This is a genomic window from Roseibium sp., assembly GCF_039982295.1.
Classification (GTDB): domain Bacteria; phylum Pseudomonadota; class Alphaproteobacteria; order Rhizobiales; family Stappiaceae; genus Roseibium.
On record NZ_JBDWYP010000003.1, the window covers coordinates 69,806 to 92,642 of the forward strand.

The 22,837-nt window shown below is 56.9% G+C and carries 24 protein-coding genes; 19 read left to right on the plus strand and 5 right to left on the minus strand.

Annotation, left to right across the window (positions count from 1 at the left end; genetic code table 11):
* Nucleotides 1–17: 17 nt before the first annotated feature.
* Together ABJZ52_RS00400 and uxaC are read right to left on the minus strand one after the other, a co-directional pair.
* Nucleotides 18–335: a cupin domain-containing protein gene (locus ABJZ52_RS00400; RefSeq protein WP_348184404.1), complete on the minus strand. Its 318-nt coding sequence runs from the start codon at nt 333–335 to the stop codon at nt 18–20.
* A 117-nt stretch (nt 336–452) separates the two neighbouring features.
* Nucleotides 453–1,859: a glucuronate isomerase gene (gene uxaC / locus ABJZ52_RS00405; protein WP_348184405.1), complete on the minus strand. Its 1,407-nt coding sequence runs from the start codon at nt 1,857–1,859 to the stop codon at nt 453–455.
* 97 nt (nt 1,860–1,956) lie between these two features.
* Between uxaC and ABJZ52_RS00410 the strand changes: the two genes are divergently transcribed.
* The 8 genes from ABJZ52_RS00410 (at nt 1,957) to ABJZ52_RS00445 (ending at nt 10,398) form a co-directional block, all read left to right on the plus strand.
* Nucleotides 1,957–2,661, plus strand: a complete 705-nt coding sequence (locus tag ABJZ52_RS00410) for a GntR family transcriptional regulator (RefSeq protein ID WP_348184406.1) — start codon at nt 1,957–1,959, stop codon at nt 2,659–2,661.
* A complete protein-coding gene (locus tag ABJZ52_RS00415; protein WP_348184407.1) occupies nt 2,658–3,566 on the plus strand; it encodes a sugar kinase in 909 nt (302 codons plus the stop codon). The genes ABJZ52_RS00410 and ABJZ52_RS00415 overlap by 4 nt, the downstream gene beginning before the upstream one ends.
* A gap of 121 nt (nt 3,567–3,687) precedes the next feature.
* Entirely contained in the window at nt 3,688–4,698 is a 1,011-nt protein-coding gene (locus ABJZ52_RS00420) for an NAD-dependent epimerase/dehydratase family protein (protein WP_348184408.1), read from the plus strand.
* Nucleotides 4,699–5,099: 401 nt separating this feature from the next.
* Nucleotides 5,100–6,710 (plus strand): ABC transporter substrate-binding protein, encoded by a 1,611-nt coding sequence (locus ABJZ52_RS00425; protein ID WP_348184409.1) that lies wholly within the window; start codon nt 5,100–5,102, stop codon nt 6,708–6,710.
* Nucleotides 6,711–6,726: 16 nt separating this feature from the next.
* Nucleotides 6,727–7,794 (plus strand): ABC transporter permease, encoded by a 1,068-nt coding sequence (locus ABJZ52_RS00430; RefSeq protein WP_348184410.1) that lies wholly within the window; start codon nt 6,727–6,729, stop codon nt 7,792–7,794.
* A 1-nt stretch (nt 7,795) separates the two neighbouring features.
* Complete coding sequence (locus ABJZ52_RS00435) at nt 7,796–8,719, plus strand: ABC transporter permease (RefSeq protein ID WP_348184411.1); 924 nt, start codon at nt 7,796–7,798, stop codon at nt 8,717–8,719.
* A 10-nt stretch (nt 8,720–8,729) separates the two neighbouring features.
* Nucleotides 8,730–9,596, plus strand: a complete 867-nt coding sequence (locus ABJZ52_RS00440) for an ABC transporter ATP-binding protein (RefSeq protein ID WP_348184412.1) — start codon at nt 8,730–8,732, stop codon at nt 9,594–9,596.
* A gap of 31 nt (nt 9,597–9,627) precedes the next feature.
* The gene (locus ABJZ52_RS00445; protein WP_348184433.1) at nt 9,628–10,398 is read left to right on the plus strand and encodes an ABC transporter ATP-binding protein; all 771 of its coding nucleotides are present in this window, start codon (nt 9,628–9,630) and stop codon (nt 10,396–10,398) included.
* A gap of 36 nt (nt 10,399–10,434) precedes the next feature.
* On the opposite strand, the gene ABJZ52_RS00450 is transcribed toward ABJZ52_RS00445, so the two are convergent.
* From ABJZ52_RS00450 to ABJZ52_RS00460, 3 genes are read right to left on the minus strand one after another with little or no spacing between them, the layout of a single operon-like run.
* Nucleotides 10,435–11,559 (minus strand): ABC transporter permease, encoded by a 1,125-nt coding sequence (locus ABJZ52_RS00450; protein WP_348184413.1) that lies wholly within the window; start codon nt 11,557–11,559, stop codon nt 10,435–10,437.
* Nucleotide 11,560: 1 nt separating this feature from the next.
* Nucleotides 11,561–14,332: a ribosome-associated ATPase/putative transporter RbbA gene (gene rbbA, locus ABJZ52_RS00455; RefSeq protein WP_348184414.1), complete on the minus strand. Its 2,772-nt coding sequence runs from the start codon at nt 14,330–14,332 to the stop codon at nt 11,561–11,563.
* A gap of 27 nt (nt 14,333–14,359) precedes the next feature.
* Nucleotides 14,360–15,352 (minus strand): HlyD family efflux transporter periplasmic adaptor subunit, encoded by a 993-nt coding sequence (locus ABJZ52_RS00460; protein ID WP_348184415.1) that lies wholly within the window; start codon nt 15,350–15,352, stop codon nt 14,360–14,362.
* Nucleotides 15,353–15,606: 254 nt separating this feature from the next.
* On the opposite strand from ABJZ52_RS00460, the gene flgB reads away from it, so the two are divergent.
* The 11 genes from flgB to ABJZ52_RS00515 all read left to right on the plus strand — a co-directional run bounded on the left by flgB (nt 15,607) and on the right by ABJZ52_RS00515 (nt 22,823).
* A complete protein-coding gene (flgB, locus tag ABJZ52_RS00465; protein ID WP_348184416.1) occupies nt 15,607–15,984 on the plus strand; it encodes a flagellar basal body rod protein FlgB in 378 nt (125 codons plus the stop codon).
* A gap of 2 nt (nt 15,985–15,986) precedes the next feature.
* Nucleotides 15,987–16,403 carry a flagellar basal body rod protein FlgC gene (gene flgC / locus ABJZ52_RS00470; RefSeq protein WP_348184417.1) on the plus strand — a complete coding sequence of 139 codons (417 nt, stop codon included), beginning with the start codon at nt 15,987–15,989 and terminating at the stop codon, nt 16,401–16,403.
* Between the two features lie 4 nt (nt 16,404–16,407).
* Nucleotides 16,408–16,740: a flagellar hook-basal body complex protein FliE gene (locus ABJZ52_RS00475; RefSeq protein WP_192109446.1), complete on the plus strand. Its 333-nt coding sequence runs from the start codon at nt 16,408–16,410 to the stop codon at nt 16,738–16,740.
* 37 nt (nt 16,741–16,777) lie between these two features.
* A complete protein-coding gene (gene flgG / locus ABJZ52_RS00480) occupies nt 16,778–17,566 on the plus strand; it encodes a flagellar basal-body rod protein FlgG (protein WP_348184418.1) in 789 nt (262 codons plus the stop codon).
* A gap of 21 nt (nt 17,567–17,587) precedes the next feature.
* Nucleotides 17,588–18,052, plus strand: a complete 465-nt coding sequence (gene flgA, locus ABJZ52_RS00485) for a flagellar basal body P-ring formation chaperone FlgA (protein WP_348184419.1) — start codon at nt 17,588–17,590, stop codon at nt 18,050–18,052.
* Between the two features lie 4 nt (nt 18,053–18,056).
* Nucleotides 18,057–19,157, plus strand: a complete 1,101-nt coding sequence (gene flgI, locus ABJZ52_RS00490; protein WP_348184420.1) for a flagellar basal body P-ring protein FlgI — start codon at nt 18,057–18,059, stop codon at nt 19,155–19,157.
* 76 nt (nt 19,158–19,233) lie between these two features.
* Nucleotides 19,234–19,770, plus strand: coding sequence for a MotE family protein (locus tag ABJZ52_RS00495; RefSeq protein ID WP_348184421.1), 537 nt, complete (start codon nt 19,234–19,236; stop codon nt 19,768–19,770).
* Nucleotides 19,770–20,474, plus strand: a complete 705-nt coding sequence (gene flgH, locus ABJZ52_RS00500) for a flagellar basal body L-ring protein FlgH (protein ID WP_348184422.1) — start codon at nt 19,770–19,772, stop codon at nt 20,472–20,474. The genes ABJZ52_RS00495 and flgH overlap by 1 nt, the downstream gene beginning before the upstream one ends.
* A gap of 18 nt (nt 20,475–20,492) precedes the next feature.
* Nucleotides 20,493–20,999, plus strand: coding sequence for a flagellar basal body-associated FliL family protein (locus ABJZ52_RS00505; protein WP_348184423.1), 507 nt, complete (start codon nt 20,493–20,495; stop codon nt 20,997–20,999).
* Nucleotides 20,999–21,739: a flagellar type III secretion system pore protein FliP gene (gene fliP / locus ABJZ52_RS00510; protein WP_348184424.1), complete on the plus strand. Its 741-nt coding sequence runs from the start codon at nt 20,999–21,001 to the stop codon at nt 21,737–21,739. Before ABJZ52_RS00505 ends, fliP begins: the two co-directional genes overlap by 1 nt.
* 166 nt (nt 21,740–21,905) lie before the next feature.
* A complete protein-coding gene (locus ABJZ52_RS00515; RefSeq protein WP_348184425.1) occupies nt 21,906–22,823 on the plus strand; it encodes a flagellin in 918 nt (305 codons plus the stop codon).
* The last annotated feature ends 14 nt before the right edge of the window (nt 22,824–22,837 follow it).

Consider the following 22,837-nt stretch of genomic DNA (forward strand, 5'->3'; position numbering starts at 1 on the left):
ATCCTTTTGGGATAAAATCAGAGGAAATCGTCACGGCGTGGCGTGAAGCAATCGATCAGTGTGCCGGGCTGAAGACAGAGGCAGCCGTGGCGGGCATCGGACGGAATGACGAAGCTGTCTCCGGGCCCCACGTCAAAGGTCTCGCCGGCCACTGTGAACCTGAAACGCCCGCTTTCGACATAGGTCGACTGAACGTGAGGGTGATTGTGCAGCTTGCCTTCCGCACCTTCTTCCTTGAAGCGGAATGCAACCAGCATGAGGTCCGGGTTTTCGGACAGGACCTGGCGGGTAATACCAGGATCCGCCGGAACTTCAGGGAAAGGCTGTTGTGACATGAGCATCTCCTATTGGAAGAGTGACGGCAGCCAGGATGAGGCGGCCGTGCTCGCCTGCAAGGACGAAGCCGGGGTCTTTCCGATGTTCATGTTGCTCCTCCCATCATGACTGGCTTTTCAGAGCCGATAGGCTTGCTTGGCAAGCCGGTAGCTGAGGTCTTGTGCAGCCTCATACGCCTCGTCCCCCGCTAACCTCCCAGTTGCGACGAGCGTTGCGAGATAGGCGCAATCCACCCGGCGTGCCACGTCATGGCGCGCGGGAATCGAGCAGAAAGCGCGCGTGTCATCGTTGAAGCCGACGGTGTTGTAAAAACCCGCGGTTTCGGTCGTTGTTTCCCGGAAACGGCGCATGCCTTCCGGACTGTCATAGAACCACCAGGCGGGGCCAAGCTTGAGCGCCGGATAAGCGCCCGCAAGTGGTGCGAGCTCCCGGGCACAGGTGGTCTCGTCCAGGGTGAAAAGAATGATCGTCAAATCGGGCTCCATGCCGACCGCATCGAGAAGCGGTTTCAGCGCATGCACATATTCGGTGCGCGTGGGGATATCGAAGCCCTTGTCGCGGCCGAACGTGCCCATCGTAGGGGCGGAGTGGTTGCGGAAACTGCCGGAATGGATCTGCAACACGAGCCCGTCCTCGAGACTCATCCGGGCCATTTCAGTCAGCATGTGACCGCGGAATGCATCGGCTTCTTCCGGAGAACAGCTGCCCTTCAGGGCCTTGGCAAAGAGTGCTGCGGCATCAGCTGCGGGAAGGTTCTCTGTGCGTGCAGTCGGGTGCCCGTGGTCAGACGAAGTTGCGCCGAATTCCTTGAAGTAGGCGCGACGGATCCGGTGTGCCTGGAGATAGCCCTCCCAGGTTGAGGTGTCTTCTCCGGTCAGCTCGCCGAGCGCCTCGACGTTGCCGGCAAAACCGTCGAACTCAGGGTCAACCACCGCGTCCGGACGATACGCCGTGATGACCTTGCCTGCCCAACCGCTTTCTCGGATCTGCCGATGCCACTTGAGATCATCAAGTGCGCCTTCGGTCGTGGCGATGGCCTCGATCTTGAAACGTTCGAAGAGTGCACGGGGACGGAACTCGGGCTTCGCAAGGCAGTCCGCAATGTGGTCATAGGAGGCATCTGCCGTTTTGGCGCTTATACGTTCGGTCCAGCCAAAGACTTCCTCGAAAGCATGATCGAGCCACATGCGCGACGGCGTGGCGCGGAACAGATGATAGTTCTCGGCAAAGATCCGCCAGATCTTTCTGCCGTCGGTTTCCGTCCAGCCGCCATCTGCACGCGGGATGCCGAGGCTTTCCAGAGCAATGCCCTGGGAGCAGAGCATGCGAAAGACATAGTGGTCGGGCGTGATGAAAAGCTGAGCGGGATCAGGAAAGGCTTCGTTCTCGGCGAACCAGCGCGGATCGGTATGTCCGTGAGGACTGATGATCGGCAGATCTTTCACGGTTTGGTAGAGTTCGCGGGCCACCTGCCGCGTTTTTTCTTCCAAGGGGAAAAGCCTGTCCGGGTTCAACTGACTCACGTGCGCGCTCCTATTGGAAGCCTTGGAAAGCAAGGGCTTTTAATGTAACTAGTTTGGTAATATGCTAGTACGCAGAGTGAGTCAACGGAGGGAAAACATGTCGCGATCGAGCCCGTTCAGGGCCCTGGAGCCACTCAACAGACCGTCGATCGCCGATACTGTCTTCGATGAGTTGCATCAGCAGATTCTCTCTCTTGAACTGCCTCCTGGCATGAAGATGTCGGAAGCTGAAGTCGCCAAGGCCCTTGGAGTTTCGCGGCAACCGGTGCGCGACGCGTTTTATCGGCTGTCCAAGCTTGGTTTCCTGTCAATTCGGCCCCAGCGGGCGACGATTGTTTCAGAAATTTCAGAGCGGGCAGTCTTTCAGGCGCGGTTTGTTCGCAGTGCCATCGAGGCCGAAACCGTTCGCGCTGCTTGCGAGAAATTGACTGCGGAAGATCACGAGGCGCTGGACGATCTTATCGAGCTGCAGCGCAAGGCGGTCGAAGCCCGGGACGTTGTGGGGTTTCATGCCTACGATGATCAGTTCCACCGGGAAATATGCGAGCGAACCGGTCTCGCCTTTGCCTGGGAAATTATTCGGGAGAACAAGGCTCATATGGACCGCGTTCGTTTTCTCTCCCTGTCGTTTGCATCGCAAGCTGCCTTTGACGATCACGTCGATATTCTCGAGGCGATCAAGACACGCGACAGCGCCAGTGCAGCCGCACTGATGCACCTTCACCTATCGCGGATCAAGGAGCAAATCCCACGTATCCGTGCCAATTATTCCGAGTTCTTTGCCGGAGAGTCTGAGCAGTGACAAATCGTTTTCTCTCCATCGGTGAGTGCATGGTTGAAATGGCGCCCACCAGTGACGGCACATACGCCATGGGCTTTGCCGGAGATACACTCAATACCGCGTGGTATACGCGTAAACTGCTGCCTGAGAGCTGGGACGTATCCTATCTCACAGCTGTCGGCGAGGATGCCCTATCCGACAACATGGTTCATTTCCTGGACAGTGCCGGGATCGATACGAGCCTGATCGAACGCCGGGCTGACAGAACCGTTGGCCTCTACATGATTCAGCTTAGTGAAGGCGAGCGAAGCTTTGCCTACTGGCGCTCGGAGTCGGCCGCGCGTTGTCTCGCGGCAAACGTCGAGGCCCTGGAGGCAAAGCTTGATCAGGCCGGGCTGATCTACTTTTCGGGCATAACGCTCGGAATTTTGTCGGATACGGATCGAAGCCGGTTTTTGAATGCTGTCGGTATAGCACGATCCAATGGCTCTACCGTCGCCTTTGATCCCAATCTGCGTCCAAGGCTCTGGGCCAGCGAGGAAGACATGTGTGCCGCTATTTCGGAGGCGGCGCGTTTCAGCGACATCGTGCTGCCCTCATTTGAAGATGAGGCATCTCATTTCGGTGATGGCTCCTGTGAGGCAACGGCGCGGCGGTATGCGGCTGAAGGAGCGGGGCTGGTGATTGTCAAGAACGGCCCTGGCGACGTGATCTGCCTGCAAGACGGAGAGATGACGACGATGCCAGCGAATGCCGTCGGGAGCATCATTGACACAACTGCAGCGGGCGACAGTTTCAACGCGGGATTTCTCTCTGCGCATCTGCAGGGCCAGTCGCTGGCCCAGTGTGTCGAGGCAGGAAACAGGCTGGCCAGCGCTGTCATCGGACAACGGGGCGCGTTGGTGGATGTTGTCGAGTACGTGTGACGTTCTCAAGTGTCTTGGCTGCTCGCTGAACGCTGCGTTCAGCGAGCAGGAACTTGAATTGTAAAATCAAGGGCGCCGGGTTAAGGAAGCGCGTCCTTAGTCTATATTGGTTTTGAGCTGCATGCGCACTGCTTTGGTTACCGGATCGGCCGGCTTCATCGGCTACTTCCTTTGTACGCGGCTTCTGGATGACGGTTTCCGCGTCATCGGGCTTGATGCGATGACGGACTATTACGACGTCAAGCTCAAGCAGCGCAGGCAGCAGATGTTGCTGCAAAATGAGCATTTCACTGCTCTGAACGACCGGATTGAAACCCCGGATCTGCTCATGGAACTGTTCTCTCGAGAAACCCCGGATGTGGTGGTTCATCTCGCGGCGCAGGCCGGGGTTCGCTACTCAATTGAGAACCCGCGATCTTATCTGGAAAGCAACATAAACGGCACTTTTGAATTGCTGGAGGCGGCGCGTGCTCATCCGCCCGAACACATGCTTCTGGCGTCAACCTCGTCGGCATATGGCGCCAATACGCATATGCCATACACTGAGACAGACAAGGCCGATCACCAGATGTCGTTCTATGCAGCGACAAAGAAGGCAAACGAGAACATGGCTCATTCCTATGCGCATCTGTTCGAGTTGCCCATTACCATGTTCCGGTTCTTCACGGTCTATGGCCCGTGGGGCCGCCCGGATATGGCGCTGTTCAAATTCACCAAGGCCATCCTCGAAGGCAAACCTATCGACGTCTATAACTTCGGCGACATGAAACGCGACTTCACCTATGTCGAAGACCTGGTTGAGGGCATACGGCTTTTGATCGATGCAGCGCCGGTTCGTCCGGTCGACGGGGTTGTCCCCGAGGGGGACAGTCTTTCACCAGTTGCGCCCTGGCGGGTCGTGAACATTGGTAATTCGAATGCAGTTCAGCTGACTGACTTCATCGCAGCAATCGAAAAGGCGACCGGGCGCACTGCCGAGCGCAATTTGATGCCGATGCAGCCGGGCGATGTGCCCGCAACCTGGGCCAATGCCGATTTGCTTCAAGAGCTGACCGGCTATCGGCCGAAGACCGATGTCGAAACCGGCGTCAAACACTTCGTTGATTGGTATCGAACCTACTACGGAATCTGACTGCAGCAATGAAACGGTCGCCAGGCAAAGGCATCGGGATTGTGGGTCCTGTGAGGCTCCAACGCTGAATGCCGGGCACACCAATCGGGCTCGCTACGAACGCAATTCATCGCGGCTGGAGCTTTTTTGATCGGATTATAACCATGCCGAACATGGCGGCAGTAAACGCCTAGAAAGACGCCAGTCTACCAGCTGATTGGTTGGTGCGTGCGATTGTTCCCGCCCACGTTGCGGAAATGCAGGTTTGAGCGTTCCGTGCGTTTGCCTGTGTCTCCATGTCCTTGTGAAAATTGCACAAATTCTTGCCCTTGCAACTTTAGTAGGCTGAAGGGCAGACTGTCGTTTCTCGCGAGTCAATGCCCTTCCACCTTCGCGATCTATATAATCAAGGGGAGCACCAGATGCTTTTTGGAAAAACAATTGCAGCGCTTTCGCTGACAACCGCACTTGTCATGCCGATGATCGGCGCCATCCCGGCTGCCTATGCTGAAACGCCGCCGAACATGCTTGTCGTCGCGCATCGCATCGACGACCTGATCTCCCTTGATCCTCAGGAGATGTTTGAATTCTCCGGAACCGATTATGCCAACAGCGTCTATCAGACCCTTGTTGATTATGACGATTTGGATTTTTCCAAGGGGTTCGGCCCTTCGATCGCTTCCAGCTGGGAAATTTCTGAAGACGGCAAGACCTACACGTTCAAGATCGCTGAAGGCCTCAAGTTCGCCTCCGGAAATCCGGTTACGGCGAAGGATGTGGAATTTTCACTGCGTCGCGCAATCCTCTTGAAAAAGACCCCGTCTTTCATCCTCACCCAGTTCGGCTTTACCGAAGAGAACCTGGACGAGACCCTTGTTGCTAAGGACGACAGCACGTTCGTTCTGGTCAGTGACAAGAAGTATGCGCCGTCCTTCGTCTTGAACTGCATGACTTCCGCGATCGCGAGCATTGTTGACAGCAAGCTTGTGATGGAGAATGAGGTTGATGGTGACCTTGGTAACGCCTGGCTGAAGACAAACTCCGCTGGTTCTGGCGCCTTCAAACTGACGAGCTGGAAGCCCAACGAATCCCTTACCATCGAAGCGAACCCGAATTTCTCCGAGGGTGTTCCCGCGATGAAACGGGTCATCATCCGCCATATTCCGGAATCGGCTTCGCAGCGTCTGCTTCTTGAAAAGGGCGACGTGGACATTGCCCGGAACCTGACACCTGAGGACGTTGCTGGTCTCAGTGGCAATGAAGATGTCAAGATTGCGACCGACATGCGCGGTCGGATCATGTACATCTCCATGAACCAGAGCGATGAAATTCTTTCCAATCCGAAGGTTGTGGAAGCGGTCAAGTACCTGATCGACTATGAAGGAATGGCGAATTCCTTCCTCAAGGGTCAGTATGTCGTTCATCAGGCCTTCCTGCCGCTCTCCTATCTGGGCGAGCTGAAAGACAAGCCGTTCAAGTTGGATATCGAAAAGGCCAAGGCGCTTCTTGCAGAAGCTGGTTATGCCGACGGCTTCGACGTTGAGTTCATCGTCCGGACCGAACAGGACCGTCTGGATATCGCTCAGGCTTTGCAGAACAACTTTGCCCAGGTTGGCATCAATGCGTCGATCGTGCAGGGAACTGGCAAGGAAACCCTGGGCAAGTACCGCGCGCGTGATTTCCAGATTTATGTCGGTGCCTGGGGCCCGGACTACCCGGATCCGCAGACCAACGCGGATACCTTTACGCACAACCCCGACAACAGCATCGAAGCCAAGTTGACTGGTAAGCTGGCATGGCGGAATGCCTGGGCAGCTGAAGGCTTCACCGAGCGGACCGAAGCTGCGGTTCAGGAAAGTGACACCGCCAAGCGTGCTGAAATGTACGTTCAGCTGCAGGAGGATTTCCAGAAGGAAGCTCCATTTGCGATCATGTTCCAGAAAACCGAACAGAACGGTTTGGGTGCTTCTGTGGAAGGCTTTTCCATGGGCGCGGCAATCACCGGCTCTTACTACGGCAAAGTAACGAAGTAAGAACGGCAAGCACAATATGACGAGTGTCGACATCACTCCGGAGGCGAGGCGGCGTAAGGCCGCCTCGCCTTTCGTTCGACGGATCAAGCGCCTTGGCGTTGTCCTTTTTTCGATCTTGGCGACGTTGTTCGGACTGCTGTTCGTCACGTTTCTTATAGCGCGAGTGATGCCGATCGATCCCGTTCTGGCTGTTGTCGGCGAACGGGCATCCAACGAGATTTATGAAGCTGCCTACAAACAGCTCGGCCTCGACAAGCCGCTTGTCGTTCAGTTCTTTTATTACGTCTGGGACGTGATCACGGGCGACTTTGGCATGTCGACGCTGACTGCGCGGCCTGTCCTTCAGGACATCGCAAGGGTCTTCCCGGCGACGCTGGAACTTGCAACGCTGGCAACCATCATCGGTGTTGTTCTGGGAATTCCCGCGGGCGTAATTGCAGCAGTCAATGAAGGCCGTTGGCAAGACCAGATCCTTCGCTTTATCGGCCTGTTTGGCTATTCGATGCCAATCTTCTGGATTGGTCTGATCGGATTGCTGATTTTCTATGGAAAGCTTGGATGGGTCGGCGGGCCTGGCCGCCTGGACATCTACTACGTGGACATCGTTCCCTCAGTGACAGGCATGATCCTGATCGACAGTCTGATTGTGCGCGATTGGACCATCTTCTGGAACGCGGTTAGTCACATCATCCTGCCGGCCTCAATCCTCGGGTACTATTCGCTGGCCTATATCAGTCGAATGACGCGGTCGTTCATGCTTGAGCAGCTTGGCCAGGAGTACATCACGACGGCGCGGGTAAAGGGCCTTTCCGAAACCAAGGTGATCTGGCGACATGCACTTGGGAACGTCATGATCCCCTTGATTACCGTCATCGTTCTGAGCTACGCGACGCTGCTTGAGGGCTCGGTGCTGACGGAGGTGATTTTCGCCTGGCCTGGTCTGGGTAACTACATCACGAATGCTCTCCTCTCGGCCGACATGAACGCGGTGCTTGGCGGCACTGTCATCGTTGGTCTCGTCTTTGTCGGCCTCAATCTCCTGTCCGATATTCTCTACAAGTTCGTCGACCCGAGGGCACGCTGACATGAGCGAACAGACAGAACTCTCTGGCCTGAAAGCCTGGCTTTCGACTGATGTTCCCGCGTCAAGGTTTCAGGCGAAGTCCATCCAATTCTACCTTGGTTGGCTGAAGCTTGTTTCCAACCCTCTTGCATTCCTGGGTTTCCTCATTCTCCTGGTGCTGGTGTTTTGTGCGATGTTCGCGCCATTCCTGGCCCCCGTCGACCCTCTGACACAGGATCTGGCCAAGCGGCTGTCGCCGCCCGGAGTGAATGGATATCTGCTCGGATCAGATGAACTCGGGCGGGATATTCTCAGTCGGATTATTTACGGATCACGCATTACGCTTTTCATTGTGACTCTGGTGGCGGTGACCGCGCCGGTGTTCGGGCTCCTGGTCGGGACCTTCGCTGGCTATCTCGGCGGCTGGATTGATGAAGTGCTCATGCGCGTCACAGATATTTTTCTGGCGTTCCCAAAACTTGTCTTGGCATTGGCCTTTGTGGCGGCTCTTGGAGCAGGCATTGAAAACGCGATCCTTGCGATTTCCATCACTGCATGGCCTGCATATGCGCGTATTGCGCGCGCGGAGACGCTGACGATCCGTAATTCGGATTTCATTTCCGCTGTCCGTCTTCAGGGTGCGGGGACCTTGCATATCATCGTCAGGCATATTTGGCCGCTCTGCCTTTCTTCGATCATCGTTCGTATGACACTCGACATGGCAGGTATCATTCTGACAGCTGCCGGCCTTGGATTTCTTGGCCTGGGCGCGCAGCCGCCCATGCCGGAATGGGGTGCGATGATTTCAGCTGGCAGGAAGTTCATTCTTGATCAGTGGTGGGTTGCGACCATGCCAGGCCTTGCGATTTTTATCGTCTCGCTTGGCTTCAACCTCCTGGGTGATGGCCTTCGGGACATTCTCGACCCAAAGAAATCGAAGTCGTGAGGTCGGGGCAATGAACGAACAAGAAACCCTTTTGCGCGTTGAAGACCTGTGGGTCCGCTTTCCAACCAGAAACGGGATTGTCGAGGCTGTCCGCGGAATTTCATTTGCTGTCGGCCGGGAGCGTGTCGGCATCGTCGGCGAGAGTGGTTCAGGCAAGTCCATGACGGGTCGATCGATCTTGCGTCTTGTCCGGTCTCCGGGTCAGATGACTGCCAAGGAGATCAACTTCAAGGGCGATAATCTCCTAGACTATTCCGAGCGACAGATGCGCGATGTGCGCGGACACAAAATCTCGATGGTCATGCAGGACCCGAAGTTCTCGCTGAACCCGGTGATGACGGTCGGAAAGCAGATCTCGGAAGCCTATCGACTGCACAGCGGCGCATCTCGTGGCGCTGCCAAGCGTAAGGCGATTGAAATGCTGGAGGCGGTGCAAATCCGCGAGCCGGAGCGTGTCTACAACAGCTATCCCCATGAGGTTTCCGGAGGTATGGGACAGCGCATCATGATTGCAATGATGCTGATCCCCGATCCTGACCTGCTGATCGCGGATGAGCCGACATCAGCTTTGGACGTTACCGTTCAGATGCGTGTTCTTGCGATCATGGACAAGCTGGTGAAGGACCGCGGCATGGGCCTGATTTTCATCAGCCATGATCTCCAACTGGTGTCCTCTTTCTGCGATCGCGTGATCATCATGTATGGCGGCAAGATCGTCGAAACTTGCAAGGCCAGCGAGCTTCACAACGCCCAACATCCCTATACACGTGGTCTTCTTGCGGCCTTGCCGCAAATCGATGAGCCGAAGGCAAAACTTGAGGTGCTTGACCGGGATCCGGCGTGGCGAGATCAGGAAAGTGTTGTGGCCTATGACTGATGATGCAGGAGCGGGACGGATGGACCAACCGATGCTGGAAGTAGCAGATCTGAATGTCTACTTCGGTGAAGGTGATGACTTCTTTCAGGCTGTGAACAGTGTCTCCTTCAAGGTCAAGAAGGGCGGCAGCTATGGCCTCGTTGGTGAGAGCGGCTCCGGGAAGTCGACCGTGCTGCGGGCGATCAGCGGATTGATTGCCGATTGGGATGGCCGGATTTGTGTCGAAGGCAAGGTGCTTGCTCCGAAGCGGGGCAAAGCGTTTTACCGGAAGATGCAGATGGTGTTCCAGGATCCCTATGCATCGCTGCATCCTCGCCATACGGTTGACCGGATCCTCTCAGAGCCTCTGGGCCTGCATGGCATTGGCGATGTTGAAACCAGGGTTCTCAAGGCGCTCGACGATGTGGGGCTCGGCAAGGCTTTTCGCTTTCGCTATCCGCACCAGCTTTCCGGTGGGCAACGTCAACGTGTTGCAGTCGCCAGGGCACTGATGTTGGAACCGCAAATTCTGTTGCTGGATGAACCGACATCGGCTCTCGATGTCTCCGTTCAGGCGGAAGTCCTGAACCTTCTTTCGGATCTCAGGGCTGAACGGAACCTGACTTATCTGATGGTGACCCATGATCTCGCGGTCGTTGCTCACATGTGTGAGGAGATTGCGGTCATGAGCCACGGCAAGGTTGTTGAGGTGCTGAGCGTCGACCAGATGCGTCGCTCGGAGCCGAAAGAGGCTTATACGCGCGAGCTTCTCATGGCCAGCAAGGGCTATGACCCCGAGTTCTTCGCAGGTGAAGCGGTCTAGCGTGAAAGCTGGACCTGTTGGCGTGGGCCGCGCGGATCATTTTCCGCTTGAAATACTGCTTCTGAAACGATGGGCCGCCAGGGCGAACAGCGCAAGACCGACCAGGGTCACTGTCAGAAACTCGAACCAGACGATGTCGAACCCGGCCCCCCGGTAAAGGATCGCCTGCGCGAAGCTGACGAACTGTGTCGACGGAACGAGCCGCATGAAGCTTTGAAGCAGCATCGGCTGGCTTTCCAGCGGCGTCTCGCCACCAGACAAGAGGTTCATCGGAAGCACGATCAAGATGAACAACAGGCCGAATTGGGGCATGGACCGGGCGATGGTTCCAAGAAGGATTCCCAGCGCAGAGGCAAAGAAAAGATAGAGCGTGGTGCCGAGCAAAAACAAAGGGATAGACCCGGCGACCGGCACCTTGAGCATTGTTTCGATGACCACCCAGAGCGCAAAGGCCACGGCCACCACGATCACCAGGCCATTTGCCCAGACCTTTGCCATCATGATCTCGAAAGGGCTGACCGGCATCACCATGAGATGCTCAAGGGTTCCGTGCTCTCGCTCGCGAATAAACGCTGCGCCGGTGAGGACGACCGTCAGCATGGTGACGTTGTTGATCAGCTCCATGACGGAGCTGAACCAGCTGCTGGTGAGGTTGGGGTTGAACGCAAAGCGTGTGACCAGCTCGAGAGGCAGGCTCGTGGTTTCACCCAGTTCGGCGGAAAAGCGGGTAATCTCCTGAGAGATGATGTTGGCAATGTAATTTGCCCCGATCCCGGCCTGCATGGTCGCTGTTGCATCGATATTGACCTGAACTTCCGGCTGATTGCCTGCCAGGACGTCCTGCTCAAACCCGTCTGGAAAGACCAGAACAAAGGAATAGGTCCCGGTGTCCATGCCTGGGTCGATCTCCGGGAAGGAAATCAGTACGGGTTCCTTGAATTCAGGGGGGAGTAGCGCCTCTCGGATGCGGATCGTCAGCTGGGAGCGATCTTCATCGACGATGGCAATGGCTGCATTTCTGAGGTCAACCGAAAAGCCGGAGGCTGCGGCATAGATGCCGACGCTGAAGGCCCACCCGATGAGGATGAGCAGCACGACGTCGCGACGTAGGCTGTAGAGCTCCTTGAAGCCCAGGCGCAGAATGTTTCTCAGCTGCCTCATCTTACTGCTCCTGTTTCGCCAAAAGCAGAACGCTGGCTGCCAGAAGAAGCGGACCAGCTGGAACCAGCGCTAGAAAGCTGGCTGACAGATCCATCAGGCCGAGGCCCTTGGTGAAGGTGCCGACGCTGATGAGCAAAAAATGCGATGTCGGATATGTTGCGCCGATGAACGCGCCAACTCCCTCCAACGATGAGACAGGCTGCATGAGTCCCGAGAACTGGACAGCCGGCAGCATGGTTCCGATCGCCGTGCCCGCGATGGCGGCCACCTGGGTCCGGGTAAAGGTCGAGAAGAAGAGGCCGAAAGCAGTGGTTGTAAATATGTAGATCACTGTGCCGAGCAAGAGTGTTGGCAGGCTTCCCTTGATCGGGACATCAAAGACGAACACCGCCATTAAGGCCATGAGAGTGAAGTTGACCAAACCAATGCCGATGTAGGGTAGCTGCTTGCCGACGAGAAACTCAAAGCGGCTGATCGGTGTCACATAGAGGTTTGTGATCGAGCCCAGTTCTTTCTCACGAACGACACTGACAGCGGTCAGAATCGCCGGAATGAACAGGAGCAGCAGGGCCAGAACAGATGGCACCATGGCGTAGACGCTCTTGAAATCCTGATTGTACCGAAAGCGCGGCTCGATATCGACAGACAGCAGGTCGGGCTGCTCCCCATAGACCCTCGCGTATTGCTCCAGAATGTAGGTTTCATGCAGTCCGTCGACATAACCGGAGATGGTCTCGGCACGGTACGGCATTGCCCCGTCAATCGTCACTGCCACCTCCGGCACAGAGCCCTTGATCAGATCCTTGCCAAAGTCGGGCGGTAGTTCGACCGCAAGCGCAATGTCGCCGCTTCTCAGCCTTGTCTGCAGGTCGGCCTGGTCTTCAAGAGCAGGTTCTTCACTAAAGTACCGAGAGCCAGCAAGGCTTTCGACATATTGTCGGCTTTCGACGGAGCGATCATTGTCGAGGACCGCATAGGTCAGGTTCTCGACGTCCGTGGTGATGCCGAAGCCGAAGACAAGCATCAAGACCATGGTTCCGGCGAGCGCGACTGCGAGACGGACCGGATCCCGCAAGAGCTCCTTGGCTTCCCGAATGGAATAGGCCTTCAGTCTGCGCAGGGAAAAGCGCGTCTGCGCGGCAGCATGTTGAGCCTCTGCGACGTCGGCCGTTTCAGCGGCAAGTGCGCGTTGCGGAGGCTCGGCTTGCTCTTCATGTTCTCCGGTCGCACTTTCCAGGTAGGTGATGAAGGCCTCTTCAAGGGTGCTTGCGCCAATTTCCTTGATCAGCTCCTGCGGCGCGGCGCAAGCAAGGACCTTGCCTGCGTGCATGAGGGAAATGCGATCGCAGCGAGCGCCTTCGTTCATAAAATGTGTGCTGATGAAGATGGTCACGCCCTGATTGCGCGAGAGATCAATCAAAAGCTCCCAGAATTCGTCCCGGGCGATCGGATCAACGCCTGATGTCGGCTCATCCAGGATCAGAACCTCAGGACGATGGACAATGGCGACCGCGAGAGACAGGCGCTGGCGTACACCCAGAGGCAGTTTTGTTGGCAGGTCGTCGACGTAGTTTTCGAGACCAAAACGTCGTGTCAATTCTTCGACGCGACGAGGAATATCCCCGGCGGGCATTTGAAACAGCTGTGCGTGAAGAACAAGGTTCTGCGCAACGGTGAGTTCTGTGTACAAGGAGAACGACTGGGACATGTAGCCGACGCGTTCGCGGCTTTCGAGGCGCTTGCCGTCGATCTTTTCGCCGAACATCCATGCCTCACCTTCCGTCGGCTCGAGCAATCCGGTCAGCATCTTCATGGTGGTGGTCTTGCCGCAGCCATTCGATCCGAGGAAGCCGAATATTTCGCCTTTTTCAATCTCGAAACTGACATGGTCGACCGCGGTGAAATTTCCGAACTTCTGGACAAGACCATGGGCCTCTATCGCCGTTCCATCCGCGCTGTCTGGTCTGGGTGGAACCGTCAGAGCTTCATGCGATTTGCCGTCATTGCCGGGCAGGAGGTTGACGAAGGCGTCCTCCAGGCTTTTGGCGTGACCACTTGCCTTGATGTGAGCGGGGGTTCCTTGGGCAAGGACTGCGCCGTCATTCATGGCAACGAGCCAGTCGAAGCCTTCAGCCTCGTCCATATAGGCCGTCGCCACCAAAACACTCATGCCTGGCCGGGTCTCGCGGATACGATCAATGAGTGACCAGAACTGGCGTCTCGACAGAGGGTCGACGCCGGTGGTCGGCTCATCGAGAATAAGCAGGTCGGGATCGTGAATGAGTGCGCAGCACAATCCGAGTTTCTGCTTCATACCGCCGGAGAGCTTTCCTGCCGGTCGGTCGAGAAAGCCAAAGAGGCCCGTGCTACGGGTCAGGTCCTCGATGCGCGCCTCGCGCTCTGCACGAGCCTGGTTGAACAATCGGCCAAAGAACTCAAGGTTTTCATGGACAGTCAGATCCATGTAGAGGTTCTTGCCCAATCCCTGAGGCATATAGGCAATGCGCGGCAGCAGACTGGACCGGTGGCTCTTGTCCGACATGTCACCCTGAAGAACACGCACGGACCCAGACTGCAGTTTCCGGGCACCTGATAACAGTCCGAGCAGGGTGGACTTTCCAACGCCATCAGGCCCGATGAAGCCGGTGATCAGACCTGTTGGAATATCGAGAGAGATATCCGCCAGGGCTTTCGTCTTGCCATACGCATGACTGACGCCAGCAACGCGGGCTACGGTCGGATTTCTGTCTTGCTCAGCATGGCGCGTCGTCATCTTTGCGCTCCTGACTGTCAATCTGGATCATTCCGCGACCGGTGGCAGATTGACGGTCAAGCGTTCCGGCCATGCGGTGCCTGGTGCCATCATGACGTAGGCTTCTCCAGGCAGTCCGGTGCGTACCTTCTCGATATGCTCGCGCAACAGATCGGCCGGTATCTTGATCTTCACACGAAACATCAGCTTTTCCCGCTCTGTGCGGGTTTCCACCTCTCTCGGTGTGAACTGGGCATCGGCGGAAACGAAGGACACGCTGGCCGGAATTACATATTCCGGGGCTGCGTCGATAATGATCCTGGCTTCAGCGCCGATGAAAATGCGCCCGACGTCTGCTGTCGGGAGGAATATCGTCATATAAACGTCCGACAGATCGATAAGCGTGATCGCGCGTCCACCTGCGGACAGCACTTCACCCGGCTCCGCCAGGCGATACTGTACGCGACCGGCGATCGGAGCAGTCAGTTCCGCTTCCTCGATCAGGGTGCCAATTCTGCGGACTTCAGCTCTTGCTGCATCAACCGAACTCTCGGCATTTGCGAGCTGTGCCTTTGCGGCGGCCAGTGCAGCTTCTGCTGTTTCCTTGGATGTCTGTCGCTGATCGGCTTCTTGTTGTGAGATGTGCCCCTTGGCCACAAGCGTTTTTGCTCTCTCGAGTTCCTGCTCGGCGTATTTGAGTTCGCTCTGACGTTGGGCGATCAACGCAGTGGCGGATGCAACCGTGTCCTTCGCAGCGGCTACATTCGCCTCGGCGCCGGCCAGGGACGCGGTGAGTTCGTTTGTGTCGATCCGGGCCAAGACCTGTCCGGAGGTGACGTAGTCCCCTTCCTGTACAAGGACTTCCAGAACACGTCCGCCAGACTTGGTTGCAACCTGAACAGTCTCCGCTTCAATTCTGCCGTTGCCGGACGCGATTTCAGCCGGCAGGTCGGATCGCGTCTGTGTCCACCAGTACGCGGCACTGCCGCCCGCCAGAAGGACGACGACGACCAGTCCAACCAAGATGTTTCGAATGCGCATGTTGTTTTCCTTGGGCGGGCAGCGGGATAGATGACTGGCGCTGCTCGCCCGTCAATTGAGGCAGTCAGGGGCAGATTCTTTTGCAATGCGCAGCACATCGCGACCCTGACCAATATGGACACATCCAGCGCAAATTGTATTGACGCAGGTCAATCGAGTTGACGGACATATGCGCCAGATGGTGCCGCCAGCCTCGGACAAGCTAGACCGCTTATCCCTTCAATCGAACATAACGTGTCGTTTGGAGGATCCTCGTGGAACCGGTCTATCTCACGAAGCTCATTTCGCAGAGCAATGGCTGGCTGTCTACACGCCAGGCCACGATCGCGGAAAATATCGCCAATGCCAATACGCCTGGCTTCAAGGCCAAGGACGTCGAGCCCTTTGTCTCTGTCATAGACAAGACACGGCTGGCGATGACGGCAACCCATGGCAACCACATGGGGACGAACTCAGACATGCCGGAAACCTCGAAGGTTCGCAAGTCGGACAGCTGGCTTGTGACCCACTCCGGCAACTCGGTCAGCATTGAGCAGGAACTCGTCAAGACCGGCGAAGTCGCCCGGGCGCACTCCCTGAATGCGAGCGTCGCCAAGTCATTCCATCGCATGTACCTAGCCAGTGTGAAGTAATCATGTCCGATCCCCTTTCAGCCACCATGCACATCGCGTCCTCCGGCCTTCAGGCGCAATCGGAACGACTGCGGGTTGTCTCCGAGAACCTCGCCAATGCGCGCTCGACCGGCGATGCCGCTGGCTCCGACCCCTATTCGCGCAAGACCATCACATTCGAGAGCGAGTTCGACCGCGCCCAGGCGGCTTCGCTTGTGAAGGTCAAGGATATCGGCACGGACAACGCGCCTTTCCTCGTCGAGTACGAGCCGGGGCATCCGGCGGCAGACGAGAACGGTTACGTGAAAATGCCGAACGTGAATGTCCTCCTGGAACTGGCGGACATGCGCGAGACCAACCGGTCGTATGAAGCCAATTTGAAAGTCATGACGCAGGCCCGCGAAATGGTCATGCGTCACATCGGTTTGTTGAGGGACTAAAGCCATGATTGAACAGCTTTCCGGACTGAGTTCCGCAACCGACGGGATCATGAAGTCGGTTTCCGAGACCCGTTATGTCACTACCCCGAACGGCATTGATGGCGTTGGCGGCGTTGAACAGGTCAGCTTCACAGACACGCTTGCAAATGTTTCGCAGGAGGCTGTTGACCGGATCAAGGCAGGAGAGGCGGCCTCGATCGCCGGTGTCGACGGGCAGGCATCCGTGCAGCAGGTGGTTGAGGCGGTGATGGCCGCGGAGTCCAGTCTGCAGACGGCCATCGCCATTCGGGACAAAGTCGTAACCGCCTATCAGGAAATCAGCCGGATGACGATCTGACGATCGATTTCGGCGCTTTAAACCTCAGGAGACAGACATGAAGGCTCTGGCCATCGCAGCGACCGGCATGAGCGCGCAGCAGCTCAATGTCGAAGTGATCGCGAACAACATCGCGAACATGAACACGACAGCATTCAAACGGGCGCAGGCCGAGTTCTCCGACCTGCTTTATCAGGCAGAACGCCTGCAGGGCGTGCCAAACCGGGGCGGTGAAGATCCTGTTCCCGAAGGCGCGCAACTCGGGCTGGGAGTCAAGACATCCGGCATACGCAAGCTGCATGCTCAAGGCACGCTCGCCAACACCGGTAACCAGCTCGATGTGGCGCTCGACGGCCGCGGTTGGTTCGAAGTGACAGGTCCCGACGATGAAACGCTCTACACTCGTGCCGGATCGTTCAACAAAAACGCAGACGGGCGTCTTGTGACCATCGATGGCTACGCTGTCGAGCCGGCCATTGTCTTCCCAGAGGATACGATTTCCATCGTCATCAACGAGTCTGGCCAGGTCTATGCGCAGGTCGACGGAGAGCTGGAACCTCAGGAGCTTGGTCAGCTCACACTGGCGAATTTCGCCAATGATGTTGGCCTTGAGGCCATCGGCGGCAACCTGTTCAGGGAAACGCCGGCATCTGGTGTCCCCGTTGCGGGCGTTGCTGGCGATCCTGGCTTCGGTCTGATCCGTCAGGGCTATCAGGAGGAATCCAATGTCGATCCGGTGAAAGAGATCACTGCGCTGATATCTGCTCAACGTGGCTATGAAATGAATTCCAAGGTCATCAAGGCAGCTGACGAGATGGCTGGCACCGTGACCAACGGCATCCGCTAGACCTTTAACGGGAGACACCGGATGCTCCGGAAATCCAAATTTGCCCGGCTTTTTCTCTTTGCTGCAGGGGCGCTTGTTCCCGCACAGCTTTATGCGGCTGGCGTCCAGTTGCCCGTGCCGCGCGTGACGATCCATCCAGGCGATCAGTTGTCGGGGCAGAATATCGTCGAACGACGTTTCCCCGAGCGAACGACCCAACAGTTCGCGGTGGTGTCCCACCGCAATGAGTTGATTGGCATGGTCGCGCGGCGGACGCTGCTGCCGGGCAAGCCCGTACCGATCAATGCGATCACCGAGCAGCTTCTGGTGAAGCGAGGGGATGCGGCCAAGCTGGTCTTTCGCGAACAGGGCTTGCGGATCGTGATGCAGGTGGAAGCTCTGCAGTCCGGCAGTTCAGGCGCGACGGTCAGGGTTCGCAACATTGATAGCGGCGTTGTGGTGATTGGCACCGTGCAGTCCGACGGATCCATTCGAGCAGGGAATTAAATGCATGCGCCGACTTCTGATTTTTCTTCTGGTGGTGCTGGCTGCTGCGCCGTCACATGCGATGGTGCGGATCAAGGATATCGCTTCCCTGCAGGGTGTCCGAGACAACCAGCTTGTTGGTTATGGTCTTGTGCTCGGGCTAAAGGGTTCGGGCGACAGTCTCAGAAACTCGCCGTTTACGGAGCAATCCCTTCAGTCGATGCTCGACAGCCTTGGCGTCAATGTTCGCGATTCAAGGCTGCGAACACGTAACGTGGCGGCTGTCGTGGTGACGGCTGAAATGCCTGCGTTTATCGGCAAGGGCTCGCGGGTCGATGTCAGTGTGGCGTCACTTGGAGACGCGACGTCTCTTGCCGGCGGCACGTTGATTGCCACTCCGCTTCTTGGTGCAGACGGTCGAATCTATGCGGTGGCGCAAGGCGCTGTGGCTGTCTCCGGATTTGCGGAAGCGGGGCAGGCCGAGAGCCTGACACAGGGTATTCCGACTGCGGGCCGTGTGCCCAATGGCGCGCTGATCGAACAGAATATACCTGCTCGCTTTGCGAATATCCCGAACCTGGTCCTGGAGCTGAACAATCCTGATTTTCGCACAGCCGTGCGGATTACAGATGCGATCAATCGCCATGCGCGGCAGAGGTATGGAAAGGCGGTCGCCAAGGAGCGGGATTATCGTACCGTCGATCTTACTCCTCCGGGCAAAATCAGTCTGACGCGGTTTGTTGCCGAGATCGAGGCGCTCAGGGTGCAGCCTGATCAGTCGGCGAAGGTTGTCATCGATGAGCGAACGGGAACGGTGGTGATCGGCCGAGAGGTTCAGATTTCAACGGTCGCGATCACCCATGGCAATTTGACTGTCCGGATCACAGAAACGCCGGAGGTCTCCCAGCCTTCTCCATTCTCGCAAAATGGCGAGACCGTCACGGTGCCGCGGACCTATGTCGATGCGCAGCAGGAGGGCGGGCAGCTGGCTTTTGTCGGTGGCACAGATCTTCCCACGCTTGTGCGCGGCTTGAATCGTATCGGGCTCAAACCGACCGGCATCATCGCGATTTTGCAGGCGATCAAGACTGCGGGTGCGCTTCAGGCGGACTTGATAATCCAATAAGCCTCAACCGTCAGCCCCGCACAAGCATCCTGCGAAATAGTCTTTTCAAAGAAATTCCCAGAAAGGACGACAGTCCATGGCCATAAACAATGCAGGTTACGGTTCGGTGCAAACTCACCTTTTCGCCTGTTGTTTTGCGATCTCTCTTTCTGTCCTGCCATTGTCGGCACAGCCAGTGTCCAAGCCGGTTCTGGTTGTGGAGGAAGAGCAGCGGAGCGATGCAGAGCTTTACTGCAAGAATATCGCAGCCTCGGCAGAAGAGGCGCGCCTGTCCTGGCAGACGTGGCAGTTGGTTTCCCTTGAGGCGAAGGTTCGCCAGCAGGTCGAAAAACTCGAGCGCAAACAGCATGAGTTCGAAGCCTGGGTCGAACGACGCGAGCGGCTACTTTCCGAGGTTGAAGGCCATGTCGTCTCCATTGTTTCGCGGATGCGACCTGAAACTGCCGCAGCGCAGCTGGCGACCTCCGATGAAGAAACTGCGATGGGCGTTCTGCTGAAGCTCAAGGCCCGCGTTGCGAGCAGCATTCTCGATGAAATGGATCCGGCTCGTGCCGCCCAACTCACCCAGGCCATGGTCGGATTTGCCGACCCAGAAGGCGCCGGAGGTTTTTGATGCGTTTGATTGTTCCAATCTGCCTCAGTCTAGGTCTGGCGGCCTGTGCCGGCCAGCTTCAGGACGTGGGAAAGGCTCCCAACATGTCACCCGTCGGCTATGGGCTCGCGGCTCAACCGCGTGCGGCCTATCCGCTCAACACGTTCACTCCAGGCGCGGTCAAGGACTACAATTCGCTTTGGGTCAGCGACAGGGAAGATTTTTTCTCAGACCCGCGTGCACGCCGGGTCGGTGATGTCGTGACCGTCAAGATCGCAATCAACGACAAGGCAACTCTGGACAATACGTCAGACCGCAGCCGCACCTCCTCGCTGGGGATCGGTGGGGACTTGTCTGCGGGATGGGATGGCAGTTCCGTGGGAGGTGACGCTGATCTCGGTCTTGATACCGGCTCGTCGTCTGCCGGAAAGGGGTCGATTGACCGCTCCGAAGAGATTGAATTCTCGGTTGCCGCAGTGGTCACGGATCGTCTGCCCAACGGAAATCTGGTCATTGCAGGCTCCCAGGAGATCCGCGTCAACTACGAAATGCGGGTGCTCAACATCGCTGGGATCGTGCGGCCGCGCGACATTCAAAGCAACAATACCATTCCCTATGACAAGATCGCAGAGGCCCGTGTTTCCTACGGCGGCCGCGGGCGCCTTACCGAGGTGCAACAGCCTGGCTGGGGCCAGCAGATCTATGATGTTGTCACGCCGTTCTAAGCTGGAAGGTCAGATTTCATGAAGCTTCTTTCAGCGCCCTCCGGGCATGAGCGTTACGGGGCAAACGAGGCGCGGGCATCCTTCTGGATAGGTTTCGTCGTGTTGACCATGATCTCGGCAGGAACGGGCGCAATGCTTGCCGCGCATTTGGTGGATTTCACGCGCACCAGCGTTCAGCAAGAATTCCTGAACCTGGAGGATGATGCCGCGGGTGTTTCCTTGAATGTCCAAAATGCGAGATTGCGTACCTTGAATCCGCTGGTCACCAATCTGGCGGCACCACGCGATGCCTGGATCCGTCTTCAAGCCTCGGTGGTTCTTTCCGAGCAGCCCATCGATGATATCGGCATTCTGACAGGTCATATCGAAGAAGACATGCTGGCCTATCTCAGAACGCTTACGATCTCTCACATCGAGGGAGCTGTCGGTCTGCAACACCTTCGGGAAGATCTGAACGAGCGGGCCGTGGCCCGATCAAAAGGTGCCGTCCGCGAAATCATCCTTGAATCCCTGGTGATCCAGTAATGCGTATTGGCATAGCCGCTTTGCTTCTTCTGGTCACAGCCGGTACGGCTGCTGCCCAGGTTCCCGATCTCTCGACACTGCTGCCGGAAGGCGAGGGTAGTGCCAGCGGTCGGATCGTTCAGATCATTGCCTTGATGACTGTCTTGTCGGTCGCGCCGGGCATCTTGATCATGGTGACCAGTTTCACACGCTTCGCGATCGCTTTTTCGTTTCTGCGCAGCGGCATCGGCCTGCAAACCACGCCGGGCAACCTGATCCTGATCTCCTTGTCTCTGTTCATGACATTCTACGTCATGGCCCCCACTTTCGACGCGGCCTGGACAAGGGGGGTAACGCCCCTGATGAACAACGAGATTACCGAGGCGCAGGCGTATGAAGAGATCACGGAACCGTTCCGGGAGTTCATGCTGACCCAGGTGCGCGAAGAGGACCTGGTTCTGTTCGACGATCTGGCGCTGGGTCGTGTGACGGATGAAGAGGCGGCCTCGGCAGAGGACGTCGAGCTGCGTGTGCTTATTCCGGCCTTCATGGTTTCGGAACTTCGACGCGGGTTCGAGATTGGCTTTCTCATCGCGCTGCCCTTTCTGGTCATCGACATGATCGTTGCGACCATCACCATGTCCATGGGTATGATGATGTTGCCGCCAACGGTGATTTCGCTACCGTTCAAGGCGCTGTTTTTCGTTCTGATTGACGGCTGGAATCTTCTGGTTGGCAGTCTTGTCAGATCTTTCTTCTGACCTCAGTTCACCTGGCAAGCTTCGCACAAGCATCGCTTGCTAGGTTGAAATCACGACAGGTTGAGCCGAACCTAACCAAGGCTCAAAGGCATGAAGCCGCCCTGCCGTGCCGGTGAGAACCCGGCATGTCCCATTCTTCCAACTTAAAACTTGAAAGGGACACATCATGTCTAGCCTTATGACAAACGCTTCTGCAATGACCGCTTTGCAGACCCTGAACTCCACCAACAAATCCATGTCGGAAGTTCAGAGCCGTATTTCTACCGGTTACCGTGTGAACGGCGCCGAAGACAACGCGGCTTACTGGTCCATCGCGACCACCATGCGCTCTGACAACATGGCATTGTCCGCTGTTGAAGATGCTCTTGGTCTCGGTGCTGCTACGATCGACGTCATGTACACATCAATGGAATCGACCGTTGATGTCATGAACGAAATCAAGGCAAAAGTGGTTGCAGCCAGCTCGGAAGGTGTTGACCGCGCGAAGATCCAGTCAGACATCACTGAACTTCAGAACCAGCTGCAGACCATTGGCGAGTCTTCTGTGTTCAACGGTGAGAACTGGCTGTCTTCCGATGTCACGACCGTGACGTCTGCTGAAATCGTGTCCTCGTTCACCCGTGCAGGTGGTTCGGTCGACATTCAGACGACTTCCGTCGATCTGACCGCTGTCCAGCTCTATGATTCCGCCGGTGGTACCACTGGTATCCTGGATCAGGACCGCGGCTTTGCTGCTCTTGCAGGCATTTCAGGTGACGGCATTGCGGATTTCGACATCTCCGCACTGACCGACGCTGACGCTGCCAGCATCGACACTCTCGTTGCCGGTATTGACGCCGCTCTCGAAGACATCACCGATGCAGCGACCCTGCTCGGTTCCGTCAAGAGCCGTGTTGACCTTCAGATGGACTTCGTGTCCGAACTGACGGATGCGATTGACCGTGGTGTTGGTCAGCTGGTTGACGCTGACATGAACGAAGAATCGACCCGCCTCCAGGCTCTGCAGGTTCAGCAGCAGCTCGGTATTCAGGCTCTGTCGATTGCTAACTCCAACAGCCAGAACATTCTGTCGCTGTTCCAGTAATCCATTCGACCTTC